Source organism: Citrobacter meridianamericanus (assembly GCF_041320245.1).
In the GTDB taxonomy this organism is placed as follows: Bacteria; Pseudomonadota; Gammaproteobacteria; order Enterobacterales; family Enterobacteriaceae; genus Citrobacter; species Citrobacter meridianamericanus.
Window position 1 is genome coordinate 4,467,073 of record NZ_CP101036.1, and the last position, 15,978, is coordinate 4,483,050.

Sequence of the window (15,978 nt, forward strand, 5' to 3'; positions counted from 1 at the left end):
AATCCGCATTGCGGTTAATTGATAATGGAAAAAGTATGAAGAACTGGAAAACGCTGCTTCTCGGTATCGCCATGATCGCGAATACCAGTTTCGCTGCCCCACAGGTGGTCGATAAAGTCGCAGCCGTCGTCAATAACGGCGTCGTTCTGGAAAGCGACGTCGATGGCTTAATGCAGTCAGTAAAACTAAATGCGGGTCAGGCGGGTCAACAGTTACCGGACGATGCCACGCTGCGTCATCAGATCCTGGAACGTTTGATCATGGATCAAATTCTCCTGCAGATGGGTCAGAAGATGGGTGTAAAAATCTCTGACGAGCAGTTGGATCAGGCTATCGCCAATATCGCCAGGCAAAACAACATGACGCTGGATCAGATGCGCAGCCGTCTGGCACAGGATGGTTTAAACTATTCCACTTATCGTAACCAGATCCGCAAAGAGATGACTATCTCTGAAGTGCGTAACAACGAAGTTCGCCGTCGCGTTACCATATTGCCACAGGAAGTGGATGCCCTGGCGAAGCAGGTCGGCAACCAAAATGATGCCAGCACCGAACTGAACCTGAGCCACATTCTGATCCCACTGCCGGAAAACCCAACTTCCGATCAGGTAAACGAAGCGGAAAGCCAGGCGCGTTCAGTAGTTGATGAAGCACGTAACGGTAGCGATTTTGGCAAACTGGCCATCACTTATTCCGCCGATCAGCAGGCGTTGAAAGGCGGCCAGATGGGTTGGGGACGCATTCAGGAACTGCCGGGCATCTTTGCCCAGGCGTTAAGCACCGCGAAAAAAGGCGATATCATTGGTCCAATTCGCTCTGGAGTCGGCTTCCATATTCTGAAAGTCAACGATATGCGTGGTCAGAGCCAAAGCATTTCCGTGACTGAAGTTCATGCCCGCCATATTCTGCTCAAACCGTCGCCGATCATGACCGACCAACAGGCGCGTCTGAAACTGGAACAAATCGCGGCAGATATTAAGAGCGGTAAAACCACCTTCGCGGCAGCAGCTAAAGAGTTTTCTCAGGATCCGGGTTCTGCTAACCAGGGCGGCGATCTGGGCTGGGCTGCAGCGGATATTTTCGATCCGGCTTTCCGCGATGCGCTGACCAAACTTCACAAAGGCCAGATGAGCACCCCAGTGCACTCCTCTTTCGGCTGGCATCTGATCGAGCTGCTGGACACGCGTAACGTTGATAAAACTGACGCCGCGCAGAAAGACAGAGCTTATCGTATGCTGATGAACCGTAAATTCTCGGAAGAAGCGGCAACCTGGATGCAGGAACAGCGCGCCAGCGCCTACGTTAAAGTTCTGAGCAACTAATGACTCGTACTCAACGCATTGTTATCACTCCCGGCGAACCCGCCGGGATTGGCCCCGATCTGGTGGTTCAACTCGCGCAGCGTGAGTGGCCTGTAGAACTCGTTGTCTGTGCGGATGCAGCACTCCTCAGTGACCGGGCAGCAATGCTCGGTTTACCGCTTTCACTCCTCCCCTACACTCCAGATACCTCAGCCCGACCGCAATCAGCAGGCACGCTGACGCTGTTACCGATTGCGCTGCGAACACCTGTAGTCGCGGGTCAGTTGGCGGTAGAAAACGGGCAATATGTGGTGGATACGCTGGCTCGCGCCTGCGATGGTTGTCTGCGAGGGGAGTTTGCGGCATTGATTACCGGTCCGGTTCACAAGGGCGTAATCAATGACGCTGGCGTCCCGTTTACCGGGCACACCGAGTTCTTTGAAGAGCGATCACAGGCGAAGAAAGTTGTCATGATGCTGGCAACCGAAGAGCTGCGCGTTGCCGTGGCAACCACGCATCTGCCGCTCAGAGCCGTTGCTGATGCCATTACGCCCGCTCTGCTTCAGGAAGTGATCGGTATTCTGCATCATGATTTGCGCACTAAGTTCGGCATTGCCGATCCGCATATTCTGGTGTGCGGTCTTAACCCGCATGCCGGTGAAGGCGGTCATATGGGAACGGAAGAGATAGAAACTATCATTCCGGTTCTCGATGAACTGCGTGCGCAGGGGATGAAATTGAATGGCCCGCTGCCCGCAGATACGCTGTTTCAGCCCAAGTATCTCGACCACGCGGATGCCGTGCTGGCAATGTACCACGATCAGGGTCTCCCCGTGCTAAAATACCAGGGATTTGGTCGCGGTGTGAACATCACGCTGGGCCTGCCCTTTATTCGCACATCCGTCGATCACGGTACCGCGCTTGAACTTGCGGGACGTGGACAAGCAGATGTCGGCAGTTTTATTACGGCGCTTAATCTCGCCATCAAAATGATTGTTAATACCAATGAATAATCGAGTCCATCAGGGCCACTTAGCCCGTAAACGTTTCGGGCAAAACTTCCTCAACGATCAGTTTGTGATCGAAAGTATTGTCTCTGCAATCAACCCGCAGAAGGGTCAGGCTATGGTCGAAATCGGCCCAGGCCTGGCTGCGCTAACCGAGCCAGTAGGCGAACGCCTGGACCAGCTCACGGTCATTGAGTTAGACCGCGATCTCGCCGCGCGCCTGCAAACGCACCCGTTTTTAGGGCCGAAGCTGACGATTTATCAGCAAGACGCCATGACCATGAACTTCGGCGAACTCGCCCAAACAATGGGGCAACCGCTGCGCGTATTCGGTAACCTGCCGTACAACATCTCCACGCCGCTGATGTTCCATCTTTTTACCTATACTGATGCCATTGCCGACATGCATTTCATGTTGCAAAAAGAGGTGGTAAACCGTCTGGTTGCAGGGCCAAACAGTAAAGCGTATGGTCGATTAAGCGTCATGGCGCAGTATTACTGCAATGTGATCCCGGTACTTGAAGTGCCGCCATCCGCATTTACGCCAGCGCCTAAAGTCGATTCTGCCGTTGTGCGTCTGGTCCCTCACGCAACAATGCCGTATCCGGTTAAAGATGTTCGTGTGCTGAGCCGTATTACCACTGAAGCGTTTAATCAGCGTCGTAAAACGGTACGTAACAGCCTCGGCAATTTGTTTAGCGTTGAAGTACTGACAGAGCTGGGCGTTGATCCGGCGATGCGAGCGGAAAATATCTCTGTCGCGCAATACTGCCGGATGGCTAACTATCTGTCGGAAAACGCGCCATCGAAGGAGAGTTAAACATGATCAATTCGCCCCGAGTGTGCATTCAGGTACAAAGCGTCTACATTGAAGCGCAATCCTCACCTGATGATGAACGTTACGTTTTTGCTTATACCGTGACTATCCGCAATTTGGGGCGAGCGCCTGTGCAGCTATTGGGGCGTTATTGGTTGATCACCAATGGTCATGGCCGTGAAACCGAAGTTCAGGGCGAAGGTGTGGTTGGCGTTCAGCCCCACATCGAACCTGGCGAAGAGTACCAGTACACCAGCGGCGCGGTGATTGAAACGCCGCTTGGCACCATGCAGGGTCATTACGAAATGATCGATGAACAAGGGATCGCCTTTACCATCGACATTCCCGTGTTCAGACTCGCCGTTCCTACACTCATTCATTAAAACAATAGCTATGGCAACATACCTCATTGGCGACGTTCACGGTTGTTACGATGAACTGATAGCCTTGCTGCACCAGGTAGACTTTAATCCCGAGCAAGACACCTTATGGCTCACCGGCGATCTGGTTGCGCGAGGGCCAGGCTCGTTAGACGTTTTACGCTACGTTAAATCGCTGGGCGATAGCGTGCGGTTAGTTCTCGGTAATCACGATTTACACCTGCTGGCCGTGTTTGCCGGCATTAGCCGTAATAAACCGAAAGACCGACTCACACCGCTGCTTGAAGCTCCGGATGCTGATGCACTGCTTAACTGGCTGCGTCGCCAGCCGCTGTTGCAGATTGATGAAGAGAAGAAGCTGGTGATGGCGCATGCAGGGATTACCCCACAGTGGGACCTACAGACGGCGAAGGACTGTGCACGCGATGTTGAAGCCGTGTTGTCGAGCGACTCGTATCCGTTTTTCCTCGATGCAATGTACGGTGACATGCCTAATAACTGGACCCCGGAGCTGACGGGGCTGGCCCGCCTGCGTTTTATTACCAACGCGTTCACCCGCATGCGTTACTGCTTCCCCAACGGTCAACTTGATATGTACAGCAAAGAGTCGCCAGAAGATGCGCCAGCTCCGCTGAAGCCGTGGTTTGCCATTCCAGGCCCCGTTAGTGACGCCTATAGCATTGCATTCGGGCACTGGGCATCGCTGGAGGGCAAAGGCACGCCAGAAGGTATTTACGCGTTGGATACGGGGTGTTGCTGGGGAGGCGATCTCACCTGTCTGCGCTGGGAAGACAAACGCTACTTTGTGCAGCCATCAAATCGCCATCTGAATATGGATCCCGGCGAAGCGGTCAACGCCTGATAATCGTCTGCTGAGAGGTTCAGGCCTGATGGCGCTAAGCTTATCAGGCCTACATCGGGCACTTACAGTATTAACGACGTTCCAGAATCTCGAAGCAGTAGCTGTGAGAGTTTTGCGCGTCGGCATCGTGGAATTCGCTGAAAACAGATTCCCAGTCGTCCGGTTCGTAGTCCGGGAAATGGGTATCTCCCTCCACTTCCGCATCAATGTGTGTCAGATACAGCTTCTGCGCTTTCGGCAGGAACTGCTCATACACACGCCCACCGCCAATCACCATAATTTCAGGCTCATCGCCACAGGCCGCAATGGCTTCATCAACAGACTTCACCCACTGCACACGATCGTCGGTGCCGGGCTTGCTGCTGATGACGATATTTTTACGCCCCGGCAACGGTCGCCCGATTGATTCCCAAGTGTGGCGCCCCATGACGACCGGCTTGTTTAAGGTATTACGTTTAAACCAGGCGAGATCGGCAGGTAGGTTCCACGGCATGGCGTTTTCCATACCGATGACGCGATCTACCGCTAACGCCGCAATCAGACTGATCATTGAATATTTCCCGGATACAAAAAAATTGTCGCCACTATACGGAAAGCGCAATCTTTCGTCGACTAGCCAAAGGAAGATGTGCATGAAAATTTTCTGTTCTGCTGGCGAGTCCGCGACTTCTGAGTGGACTCCCAGCATTACAGTAGTTCAAAAACAGCCAATTAGCAGTAAAGTTTGCAGAACATCACATTTTTTACCCTATGCTGACGGTTTCACTTCCGGTTCATCGGCGACATCGCCCGTATGTTTACCTTCATCCGTGCCTTGCCAGCCATGGCGTTGAATCAATGATAAGTGCTGACGATCTTCCGCAATAATTTCACTTAGCATTGCACTGGTGCGCTTATAAACCGCCGCGCGGGAAATTGCGTCATTTTCCCCTTTCACCATCTCCTCAACCATTAACGTATTGAAGCGGCGGAAGACATCGGCCCGCTCACGCGCTTCATAGCGCCCAAGCCCGAGCCCTTCCAGCGCCAGGCGTCCGGTTTTCAGCGCGCCTTCAAAGGTCTCACGTTCAGGCATGTCCACGCCCGCCTGACGTAGACGGATGTAATGATCCACGTCGCGCGCGCGGGCAATAATTTGTAGATGTGGGAAATGCTCTTTCACCATTTCGGTCAGTTGCAGGCTGGTTTGGGGATCGTCAATGGCATTAATAATCACCTCTGCTTTAGCCGCTCCGGCTGACTCCAGCAGATCCATCCGGGTCGCATCGCCATAGAAAACCTTCATGCCGAATTTACGCAGCGTTTCGATATGGTCCGGGTCATGATCCAGAACCACCATTTTGACCCCACTCGACAACAGCAAACGACCGGTTATCTGGCCAAATCGCCCAAATCCAGCGATGATCACCCGCGGTTGCTCCTCATCGATTTCATCCGCTTCCCGCGCTTCACCAGTCGCCGATTTTTCCAGACGCGTAAGAATCACCAGTAAAATCGGCGTCGCTGCCATCGACAACGCGACTGCCAGCGTCAGCGATTTCGCCCAGTCAGGATCAAGCACGTTTGCCATTTGTGCCGCGCCAAACACCACGAAAGCAAACTCACTGCCCTGCCCAAGTAATACGGCAAACCATCTGCGCTGCTTGTTCGGCACCTGTAACGGTTTCGCTATCAGCCATAGCATGACGGTTTTAATCACCAGGAAACCAACCAGCAGAATGATGATGCGCAAAGGATTATCAATCAGCGTACCAAAGTCGATAGACATCCCCACGCCGATGAAGAACAGCCCCAGCAGCAGCCCTTTAAACGGCTCAATATCGCTTTCCAACGCGTGGCGATACTCAGAACTCGCCAGCAACACGCCGGCCAGGAACGCCCCCATCGCCATCGAAAGACCAACTTCTTCCAACAGCAGACCAAAACCGAAAACGAGGAACAGCGCGACGGCGCTGAAAACTTCCCGCAGGCCTGAGCGCGCAACAAAACGCAAGGCAGGACGGGTAACATAACGCCCTAACAGCACCACCAGCACCAGCGCGCCAGCTACCTTAAGGGCTGACAATGCAAATGCCCCAAGCGTGGTCGATGCGCCGCTTGCCGCCAGTAAGGGAATCATTGCCACCAGAGGAATAGCGGCGATATCCTGGAACAGCAGCACGGCAAATGCGCTACGCCCCAGTTGCGACACCATCAGGTTACGTTCATTCATCGCCTGCATCGCGATGGCCGTCGAGGAAAGCGCCAGCGTCATGCCGATCAGCTCCGCCACCTGCCAGCGCAGGCCAAGGAACATACAGAACAAACCAATCAAACCGCCGCAAACCACCATCTGTAGCGCACCGCCGCCGAACACCGAAGCCCGCAGTTTCCACAAACGCTGCGGATCCAGCTCCAGGCCGATGACAAACAGCATCAGCACCACGCCGATCTCGGCAAAATGCAGGATTGATTCGGCGTCCGTCACCAGCCTCAGACCCCATGGTCCGATAATGCACCCGGCGATGAGATACCCCAACACCGACCCTAGCCCCAGCCGCACGGCGATGGGGACAATCAGCGCCGCCGATCCAAGATAAATCAGCGCCTGAATCAGCGTATGACTATCCATGATGAACCTCCTGCCACTCGAGCAGACGCTGTTTATAATGACGCGCTTGCGCCTGCAGCGTCTCGTCATCACAGATAAACGTACAGTGCATCGCAAATGGCGGCAGCCATTTGAGACCACAATATAATGCCGTGGCCTGCAAAGGTTGGGAAAGCACATCAAAGCCTGGATGGGAGCCGATATTAAAGTGGTTTTCACCGCCGCCGGTGGTCACAGCCCACATGAGATGCTTACCGTGCAGCGCAGTACCGTCGTGACCGTATGCCCAACCGTGTGCAAGGACCTTATCCATCCACAGCTTGAGTAACGGAGGTGTGCTATACCACTGCATAGGATGCTGCCAGATAATCAACTCTGCGCGCGCCAGGGCTTCCTGTTCAGCGGCAATATCGATATTAAAGTCGGGGTAGAGCTGGTAGAGCGAGCGGATCTCCACGCCCTCCAGCGTCTTTGCCTGTTCAAGCATCCGCTTATTCGCATGCGAATGCTGAGGATAGGGATGCGCATAAATGATGAGAATCATGATTAGCCTGTATCACTGCATTATTGTAATAACAGTGAGTTTAGTCAGTTAATCCACAGGCTAACAGTCAATATTATTGAGCAGATAAATGGAAAAATCTGAGCTAGTTATCCAGTTCGCTCATATCCTTAACCTGATCGCGGTTAATTTGTTCCGTCTTACCTGTTTGCGCGTTTTTGTACGACACCAGGCCGGTATCATCATCAACCTGCGGTTTGCCGTCGGTGACGATGGTTTTACCATCGGTGGTTTTCACCGCCTGATTTGAGGAGCAACCGGCTACGGTAAACAGTGCTGCTGCGGTAAAAATGGAAGTGATCAGAATATGTTTCTGCATGGTGTTCTCCCTGCTTTTCAGTCGTTTTCAGTGATATATCCGTTAACTGTAGGCTAACTGACTGAGTTGCAGGGAAAATACAGAACACTCTTAATAGCCTGCCCTGACCACCGGCTTACTACGAATCGTCATTTGGCTGGTTTGCGCCAGCGTCAGACCTCGCGTTTCCGGGGCGAAAGCGATGGACACGAGCAGGCCTACCAGCGAAATTCCCGCGCCCATCAGCATCACATTACTGATCCCGTATTTGGTGATGAACACCGGCAGCGCCCAGGTTGACACAATGGTGCCGATACGGCTTAACGACATAATCACCCCGACTGCAGAGGCACGAATATCGGTGGGAAACAGTTCGTTTGGGTATAGCCATTGCAGGTTTCCCGGCCCCCCCGAGAAAAACGCGTACACGGCAAACGCCAGCACCACCAGCCATGCGCCCATATCAGGGATTAGCCCCAGCACAGCCAGCGCCAGCGTCATCATAATAAAGCTGCCAATTAACAGCGGTCGACGGCCCGCGCTATTGAGCCAGAACATGGGAGGAATACACCCCAGCATAAAGCACAGGCTGATCACCACATTGCCCAACGCGGCGCTTTTCCCGGCGCCGAGCCCCAGTAGCCCAACAATCTGCGGACCAAAGGTATAAATGGCAAACATCGGGATCACTTGACAGGTCCAGATGGCGGCAACAAACAGGACAAACGGGAAATGTCGGCGATTAAACAACTGAAGGAAACGCGTCTGCTGGGGTGCTTCTTCGTCGAATACCACCGGTTCGCCAAACAGTTTGATCATCATCTCCTCGCACTCTTTCACCCGACCTTTACGCAGCAACCAGCGTGGCGATTCAGGAAGATCGAAACGCCCAATCAGGATCAAAATGCAGGGGATCACCGCGCTGCCCAACATCCAGCGCCATCCGCCCTCAACATCATACAAAAAGTAACCGACCAGATCGGCACAGGTGGCGCCGACATACCACATCGCCGCGATAAAACCGATGGAGAAAGCGCGCTGGCGGGTATTGGAGAACTCGGTAATCATTGAGGTTGCGATCGGGTAATCAGCCCCAATCACCACCCCGATCAGCACCCGCATCACCAACAACTCAACGGGCGAGGAGACAAACATGGTTGCCGCCGATATCACGCCAATGGCGATAATATCGATGATAAACATTTTACGGCGCCCGACCTTATCGGAAATGTAGCCAAACAGCGACGTCCCGACAAACAAACCGGCGAGCGTACCAGCCCCCAGCAGACCAATCCACTCGGCATCCAGTTTCAACGCTGGCGTGAGCTGTTCGAGCGCCACGCCAATCATCACCAGCACATAACCATCCAGAAACGGCCCACCGCTTCCCCACAGCATTATCCGGCGGTGAATAGAGGTAAATTTGATGTCATCAAAGTTCCTGGGCTGCTGCATGGCTATATCCTGTTTTATTTTAACTTAATGCCTGATAACGCCTATCAGGCCTATGAACCGTACCTGTAAGCCGGATAAGGCGAAGCCGCCATCCGGCACCAGGTTTAGCCATAGCGGAACTCCACGCCAAACGTCCCGCGCGGGTATTCCCATTTTTCCAGCGCTGTATCGAGTCCAAGAATTCGACACGTCCCACACTCGAGGCATCCGGCGTAATCAAAGCGTACGCTGCCGTCGTCCTGCTTTTTATACAGTCCAGCCGGGCAGGCCTTAATCAGCACCTCCAGCGCCTGTTTATCAGGATCGGTTTTGAGAATGATGTGTGGGCTGTCTTCATCGACATTGAACTTATTGACGCCCAGTTTTACGTCCACATTGACGGGAGAAGTCATAATACGGTCACTCCTTTCAGGCCATCTTTCATCAGGTTGATGAAGCCCACTTTCTTCGCATGGCGCAGGATTTTTTTACGCATTGGCACCGGGGCGGAACCATCTACGGTGAACAGGTCGCGTGCGATACTGACCGCCATTTCGGGATAAGCGGTAAACATGCGCGGGTTATCAAGAAAAGCGGGCAGCTTTTGATACATACGCATATCACGCATCGGGCCGTCGTCCAGATGCTGACGGTATTCACCCAGCGACTGCTTGCTAAAGTCGTCACGCTTCATGGCTGAAAGCACCGTTTTCGCCGCCGCTTCGCCTGCGGCGATGGCCAAATCCATACCGCGAATAGTAAAGCCGAGGTTCATACACATTCCGGCAGAGTCACCGGCAATCAGTACGCCGTCACCCACCAGTTCTGGCTGCATGTTGATACCGGCTTCAGGTACAACGTGCGCGGCATATTCCACCAGCTTGCCACCGGCGATCAGCGGGGCAACTGCCGGATGCTGTTTGAAATCTTCCAGCATTTGTGGGACCGATTTTTTCGCGTCTTTCAGATGATGAAGACCGCAGACCAGTCCCAGAGAAAGGGTTGTTTCATTCGTATAGAGAAAGCCACCGCCCATCAATCCATCGGTTGGCGATCCGGCAAACAGACAGGCTGCGCCTTCGTTCCCCTGTAACTGGAAACGATCTTCAATCACTGATTTCGGCAATTCGATCAGCTCTTTTACGCCGACGGCAACATGCGATGCCTCGACGCGCTTTGCCATACCCAACTTTTCAGCCAACAGAGAGTTTACGCCATCAGCAAGGATCACTACCCTGGCCTCCAGAATATCGCCATCGGCTTCCACGCCCACGACTTTACCCTCGCGCTGCACAACGTTATCCACGCGAATACCGGTGATGAGCTGAGCGCCCGCCTCCTCGGCCTGTTCCATCAGCCAGGCATCAAATTTGCTGCGTAAGACGGAATAAGAAACCTGCGACGATGTGGCGTCTTCGCCGTTGCAATAATCAATGGACATCGCCCCTTTATCGGTCATAAAGGCGAGTTTCTCGTGGGTGATGACGCGTTCAATGGGGGCCTGCTCAGCAAAACCGGGAATGATGCGCTCCAGGCTATGCGCATACATGCGCCCACCGGTGACATTCTTCGCGCCAGCAGAATTGCCGCGCTCGATAACCAGCACCTGTGCGCCTTCCCGAGCCAGCACCAGCGCCGCAACCGAACCAGCCAGACCTGCACCCACGATGATGGCATCAAAGATATCTTCGGACATACGTACTCCTGTCAGCGGCAGGACACCTTCGCATCCTGCCCGAAATGGTTTAACGCGCTAAGGCAGCCGTCAGCGCAGGCAGGATCTTCAGCGCATCGCCAACAATGCCGTAATCCGCATACTGGAATATCGGCGCATTTTTATCTTTGTTAATGGCGAAAATCGTCTGTGCGCCGTTGGCGCCGACCATATGTTGGATCTGCCCGGAAATCCCCACCGCCAGATACAGTTCAGGCTTGAGCATCAGGTTGGAGATACCGACGTAGCGTTCGTGCTCCATCCACTTCTCGTTTTCCGCCACCGGACGGGAACAGGCCAGCTCAGCGCCAATCGTCTGGCACAGCGCTTCGGCCAGCGAGATATTTTCTTTGCTGCCGATACCACGTCCCACGCTGACCACCAGGCGAGCCTTGTCGAGGTCGACGCTGTTGCTCTGACGTGCCTGAGTTGCCGTACGGGTCACGGCAACGGCCGGAGCCTGCCACTGTACGGTATGCATCTCGCCGCTGCGGGTAGCATCGGGTTGCTGCGCGTCAAACGTCCCGCTGCTGAGTGTAATCACGGCAAACGGCGAAGCGATTGTTTCCGCCCCTATCGCCAGGCCGCCGTAGACCATATGTTTGACCGCCGCTTTACCATCCTGTACGACGACTGCGCTGGCATCGTTTGAAACTGCAGCTGACAAGCGAAAGCCCAGTTTTGCCGCTAGCAACTTGCCCCGACGCGTATTGGGCAGCAGTACTGCGCCGTCCTCGCTGTGCTGACGAATGGTCTGGGCCATCACATCGGCGTAGTCTTCGACCATACGCTCTTCTGGTTTACCGCTGAGCAACCAGACATGATCTGCCCCCAAATGACATGCCGTCGCGCTATCTGCATCGCTCAGTACAAACGTGTTAACTTTTTCACCTAAAGCCTGCGCACCTTTCATCAGTTCCGGCAGACGAGAAGGGGTATCGCTGAATACCCAGATACTGGAAAATTTGTTCATAACATCCCCTGATAATTAAATGATTTTGCGAAGATTCTCGACAAACGCGGCAATCTGTTCTTCACCGTCACCTTCAATCACAACGCGCTGACGCTCGCGCTGCTTCGGCGCAGCAACCTGCTGTGCGGAATACGCCTGCACGCTGTTCAGTCCAATGTCTGCAGGCGACCAAACCTGAACCGGTTTTTTCGCCGCGCCAAGAATGGCTTTCATGGAAGGGATTTGTGGGGTGTTGATATCCGTTGAGACCGCGATGACCGCCGGAAGCGGGATGCTCAGTGTTTCGACTTCATCTTCCAGTTCACGCTCTACCGTCAGCGTGCTGTCGGTAAGAGAGAGGATTTTACTCACGCCGTTAATCGTGGGAACGTTCAGTGCTTCGCCCACCAGCAGGCCAACCTGCTGAGCATAGAGATCGGAAGAACCGTCACCACAGATAATTAGATCGAAACCGGCTTTTTGCGCGGCGGCAGCCAACACGGTAGCCGTTTGTTGTGGCAGCGCCTGTTCAAATTGATCGTCAATCACAACAATCAGTTCATCAGGACCACGGGAGAGCACATCTTTGCGCCCTTTTGCATTGGTCAGCGCTTTGCCGCCGACGCTCATGGCCACAACCTGGGCCTCGCCTGCCTGTTGTTTTAACTGGCAAGCTGCTTCGATCGCATTCAGGTCGTACTGGCTGATTTTGCTATCCGCTTTGCTGAAATCGAGTGAACCATCAGCATTATTAATCGCAATATCCTGTTCATCAGGTACGCATTTGTAGCAAGTAATTATCTTCATTGCATCTCCAGAAATCATGAAGGAAACGTATTTATATCGGCGGTGTTAAATACAGATATCACGCTCTTTAATTCGGAAATAAAACCTTAATCACCAATATTGAAAATGTCACACATTGAAATTCGTAACTTTCAATAGTGTTACGTACCTCACCAATATTGAAAGAATTACGACAAATATAAAAATTTTCAATATTGTCTGCGGGTTCAACAATATTGAACGCCAGCCACTTAAAAAAGTTAAAAAACCACAGATAACACACTGATTAACAACAAAAAATAGTATGAATTTAAGCAAATTAACCAGCGTAAAAAAGTGTGACACATATAACAGAATCACCCGAAATGAATACTCATTATGAGTTACTCACTGAGGCGCCCCCAGAGGTTAAAAAGTTATCAACAAATCATTAATAATAAATAAACAAACGATCACACACGGGCACGCTAAATAAATTTCGTTTTCACACTGGAATTCACTTATGAAAAATGAAAAGAGAAAGTCGGGAATTGAACCGAAGGTTTTTTTTCCGCCATTAATAATAGTTGGAATACTTTGTTGGCTAACAGTAAGAGATCTCGATGCCGCTAACGTCGTTATTAATGCGGTATTCAGTTATGTCACCAGTGTCTGGGGCTGGGCATTTGAATGGTATATGGTCGTCATGCTCTTCGGTTGGTTCTGGTTGGTTTTTGGCCCGTATGCCAAAAAGAAATTAGGCGACGAAAAACCGGAGTTTAGTACCGCCAGCTGGATCTTTATGATGTTCGCCTCCTGTACTTCAGCAGCGGTACTGTTCTGGGGCTCCATCGAGATCTACTACTATATCTCCACCCCACCGTTCGCCCTGGAACCCAATTCCACGGGTGCGAAAGAGATAGGTCTGGCGTACAGCCTGTTCCACTGGGGACCGCTGCCATGGGCAACCTACAGCTTCCTTTCCGTGGCCTTCGCCTACTTCTTCTTTGTGCGCAAGATGGACGTCATCCGTCCTAGCTCCACGCTGGTACCATTAGTGGGCGAAAAGCATGCGAAAGGGCTGTTCGGCACCATCGTTGATAACTTCTACCTGGTAGCGCTGATTTTTGCGATGGGTACCAGCCTCGGTCTGGCGACACCGCTGGTAACCGAGTGTATGCAATGGCTGTTCGGTATTCCGCATACACTGCAATTAGATGCCATCATCATTACCTGCTGGATCATTCTGAACGCCATTTGCGTAGCCTGCGGCCTGCAAAAAGGAGTCAGAATCGCCAGCGACGTACGTAGCTACCTGAGCTTCCTGATGCTGGGCTGGGTGTTTATCGTCAGCGGCGCCAGCTTCATCATGAACTACTTTACCGACTCGGTCGGCATGCTGCTGATGTATCTGCCGCGCATGCTGTTCTATACCGATGCCATCGGCAAAGGCGGCTTCCCGCAGGGTTGGACCGTCTTCTACTGGGCATGGTGGGTCATTTACGCCATCCAGATGAGCATCTTCCTGGCACGTATTTCTCGTGGTCGTACCGTACGTGAACTGTGCTTTGGGATGGTGCTGGGCCTGACCGCTTCTACCTGGATCCTGTGGACAGTCCTTGGCAGCAATACCCTGCTGCTGATGGATAAAAACATTCTCAACATCCCACAGCTGATTGAACAACACGGCGTGGCGCGCGCCATTATCGAAACCTGGGCCGCCTTGCCATTCAGCACCGCCACCATGTGGGGCTTCTTCATCCTTTGTTTTATTGCCACCGTCACGCTGATTAACGCCTGCTCTTATACCCTGGCGATGTCCACCTGTCGCGAAGTCCGCGATGGTGAAGAACCACCGCTGTTAGTGCGTATCGGCTGGTCCGTGCTGGTCGGCATCATCGGTATCGTTCTACTGGCGCTGGGCGGGCTGAAGCCAATACAGACCGCGATTATCGCCGGAGGATGCCCGCTGTTCTTCGTCAATATCATGGTGACGCTGTCCTTTATTAAAGACGCCAAAGTGCACTGGAAAGACAAGTAATTCTTATTAACCCAATTGATCAAGAGGCTGAAAGATGGATTTCAACTTAAATGACGAGCAGGAGCTGTTTGTCGCCGGTATTCGTGAACTGATGGCCAGTGAGAACTGGGAAGCTTATTTTGCCGAGTGCGATCGCGACAGCGTCTACCCTGAGCGTTTTGTTAAAGCGCTGGCGGATATGGGCATCGATAGCCTGTTGATTCCGGAAGAACACGGTGGACTGGAAGCGGGTTTTGTCACCGTGGCCGCCGTCTGGATGGAACTCGGCCGCCTGGGCGCGCCAACCTATGTGCTGTACCAGTTACCGGGGGGTTTTAACACCTTCCTGCGTGAAGGGACCCAGGAACAAATCGATAAAATTATGGCGTTCCAGGGAACCGGTAAGCAGATGTGGAACTCTGCGATCACCGAACCGGGAGCGGGATCGGATGTTGGCAGCCTGAAAACCACTTATACACGTAAAAATGGTAAGGTTTATCTTAATGGCAGTAAGTGCTTTATCACCAGTAGTGCCTATACCCCTTACATCGTGGTAATGGCGAGAGATGGCGCATCGCCGGATAAACCTGTTTACACCGAGTGGTTCGTTGACATGAGCAAAGCGGGCATCAAGGTCAACAAACTGGAGAAACTCGGTCTGCGCATGGATAGCTGCTGTGAAATCACCTTTGACGACGTTGAGCTGGACGAGAAAGACATGTTCGGTCGGGAAGGTAACGGTTTCAATCGCGTGAAAGAAGAGTTTGACCATGAACGCTTCCTCGTCGCACTGACCAACTACGGTACGGCAATGTGCGCGTTTGAAGATGCGGCGCGCTACGCCAATCAGCGCGTGCAGTTTGGCGAAGCTATCGGCCGTTTCCAGCTGATTCAGGAGAAGTTTGCGCATATGGCGATCAAACTGAACTCCATGAAAAACATGCTGCTGGAAGCTGCCTGGAAAGCGGATAACGGCACCATTACCTCGGGTGACGCGGCAATGTGCAAATACTTCTGCGCCAACGCGGCATTTGAAGTGGTAGACACCGCCATGCAGGTGCTGGGCGGAGTGGGTATCGCGGGCAATCATCGCATCACGCGCTTCTGGCGTGACCTGCGCGTTGACCGTGTTTCTGGTGGTTCTGACGAAATGCAGATCCTGACGTTGGGTCGTGCGGTATTGAAGCAATACCGTTGATTCGTTCGTTTCGTAGGTCGGATAAGGCGTTAACGCCGCCATCCGGCAATATGCCCGGTGGAGCTGTGCTTACCGGGC

At 52.9% G+C, this 15,978-nt stretch carries 16 protein-coding genes; 7 read left to right on the forward strand and 9 right to left on the reverse strand.

Features of this window, described 5'->3' with window-relative positions; all coding sequences use genetic code 11:
• The first annotated feature begins 35 nt into the window (after window positions 1–35).
• The 5 genes from surA to apaH are packed head-to-tail and all read left to right on the forward strand — an operon-like array spanning window position 36 to window position 4,367.
• Entirely contained in the window at window positions 36–1,322 is a 1,287-nt protein-coding gene (gene surA / locus NMD08_RS21760; RefSeq protein ID WP_187253711.1) for a peptidylprolyl isomerase SurA, read from the forward strand.
• Window positions 1,322–2,314: a 4-hydroxythreonine-4-phosphate dehydrogenase PdxA gene (gene pdxA, locus NMD08_RS21765; protein ID WP_370619040.1), complete on the forward strand. Its 993-nt coding sequence runs from the start codon at window positions 1,322–1,324 to the stop codon at window positions 2,312–2,314. Before surA ends, pdxA begins: the two co-directional genes overlap by 1 nt.
• Window positions 2,307–3,128 carry a 16S rRNA (adenine(1518)-N(6)/adenine(1519)-N(6))-dimethyltransferase RsmA gene (gene rsmA, locus NMD08_RS21770; protein WP_187253710.1) on the forward strand — a complete coding sequence of 274 codons (822 nt, stop codon included), beginning with the start codon at window positions 2,307–2,309 and terminating at the stop codon, window positions 3,126–3,128. The genes pdxA and rsmA overlap by 8 nt, the downstream gene beginning before the upstream one ends.
• Before the next feature lie 2 nt (window positions 3,129–3,130).
• Entirely contained in the window at window positions 3,131–3,508 is a 378-nt protein-coding gene (gene apaG / locus NMD08_RS21775) for a Co2+/Mg2+ efflux protein ApaG (RefSeq protein WP_003018867.1), read from the forward strand.
• A 10-nt stretch (window positions 3,509–3,518) separates the two neighbouring features.
• A complete protein-coding gene (apaH, locus tag NMD08_RS21780) occupies window positions 3,519–4,367 on the forward strand; it encodes a bis(5'-nucleosyl)-tetraphosphatase (symmetrical) ApaH (protein ID WP_151216718.1) in 849 nt (282 codons plus the stop codon).
• A 70-nt stretch (window positions 4,368–4,437) separates the two neighbouring features.
• Here the strand turns inward: apaH and folA are convergent, their stop codons facing one another.
• The 9 genes from folA to NMD08_RS21825 all read right to left on the reverse strand — a co-directional run bounded on the left by folA (window position 4,438) and on the right by NMD08_RS21825 (window position 12,724).
• The gene (gene folA, locus NMD08_RS21785) at window positions 4,438–4,917 is read right to left on the reverse strand and encodes a type 3 dihydrofolate reductase (protein ID WP_003018873.1); all 480 of its coding nucleotides are present in this window, start codon (window positions 4,915–4,917) and stop codon (window positions 4,438–4,440) included.
• 198 nt (window positions 4,918–5,115) lie between these two features.
• On the reverse strand, window positions 5,116–6,978 hold the full coding sequence (kefC, locus tag NMD08_RS21790; protein WP_151216717.1) for a glutathione-regulated potassium-efflux system protein KefC: 1,863 nt from the start codon (window positions 6,976–6,978) through the stop codon (window positions 5,116–5,118).
• The gene (gene kefF / locus NMD08_RS21795) at window positions 6,971–7,501 is read right to left on the reverse strand and encodes a glutathione-regulated potassium-efflux system oxidoreductase KefF (RefSeq protein ID WP_370619042.1); all 531 of its coding nucleotides are present in this window, start codon (window positions 7,499–7,501) and stop codon (window positions 6,971–6,973) included. Before kefF ends, kefC begins: the two co-directional genes overlap by 8 nt.
• A gap of 103 nt (window positions 7,502–7,604) precedes the next feature.
• Window positions 7,605–7,838 (reverse strand): YgdI/YgdR family lipoprotein, encoded by a 234-nt coding sequence (locus NMD08_RS21800; RefSeq protein WP_003018880.1) that lies wholly within the window; start codon window positions 7,836–7,838, stop codon window positions 7,605–7,607.
• 90 nt (window positions 7,839–7,928) lie between these two features.
• Window positions 7,929–9,272, reverse strand: a complete 1,344-nt coding sequence (locus tag NMD08_RS21805; protein WP_151216715.1) for an MFS transporter — start codon at window positions 9,270–9,272, stop codon at window positions 7,929–7,931.
• 104 nt (window positions 9,273–9,376) lie between these two features.
• Window positions 9,377–9,664 (reverse strand): ferredoxin-like protein FixX, encoded by a 288-nt coding sequence (fixX, locus tag NMD08_RS21810; RefSeq protein ID WP_000203736.1) that lies wholly within the window; start codon window positions 9,662–9,664, stop codon window positions 9,377–9,379.
• Entirely contained in the window at window positions 9,661–10,947 is a 1,287-nt protein-coding gene (locus NMD08_RS21815) for an FAD-dependent oxidoreductase (protein WP_286541071.1), read from the reverse strand. Before NMD08_RS21815 ends, fixX begins: the two co-directional genes overlap by 4 nt.
• A gap of 49 nt (window positions 10,948–10,996) precedes the next feature.
• On the reverse strand, window positions 10,997–11,938 hold the full coding sequence (locus tag NMD08_RS21820; RefSeq protein ID WP_151216714.1) for an electron transfer flavoprotein subunit alpha/FixB family protein: 942 nt from the start codon (window positions 11,936–11,938) through the stop codon (window positions 10,997–10,999).
• A 15-nt stretch (window positions 11,939–11,953) separates the two neighbouring features.
• The gene (locus NMD08_RS21825) at window positions 11,954–12,724 is read right to left on the reverse strand and encodes an electron transfer flavoprotein FixA (protein WP_151216713.1); all 771 of its coding nucleotides are present in this window, start codon (window positions 12,722–12,724) and stop codon (window positions 11,954–11,956) included.
• A 481-nt stretch (window positions 12,725–13,205) separates the two neighbouring features.
• On the opposite strand from NMD08_RS21825, the gene caiT reads away from it, so the two are divergent.
• Both caiT and caiA read left to right on the forward strand, forming a co-directional pair.
• Window positions 13,206–14,723, forward strand: coding sequence for an L-carnitine/gamma-butyrobetaine antiporter (caiT, locus tag NMD08_RS21830; protein ID WP_151216712.1), 1,518 nt, complete (start codon window positions 13,206–13,208; stop codon window positions 14,721–14,723).
• 34 nt (window positions 14,724–14,757) lie between these two features.
• A complete protein-coding gene (gene caiA, locus NMD08_RS21835; RefSeq protein WP_005124373.1) occupies window positions 14,758–15,900 on the forward strand; it encodes a crotonobetainyl-CoA dehydrogenase in 1,143 nt (380 codons plus the stop codon).
• Window positions 15,901–15,978: the final 78 nt, after the last annotated feature.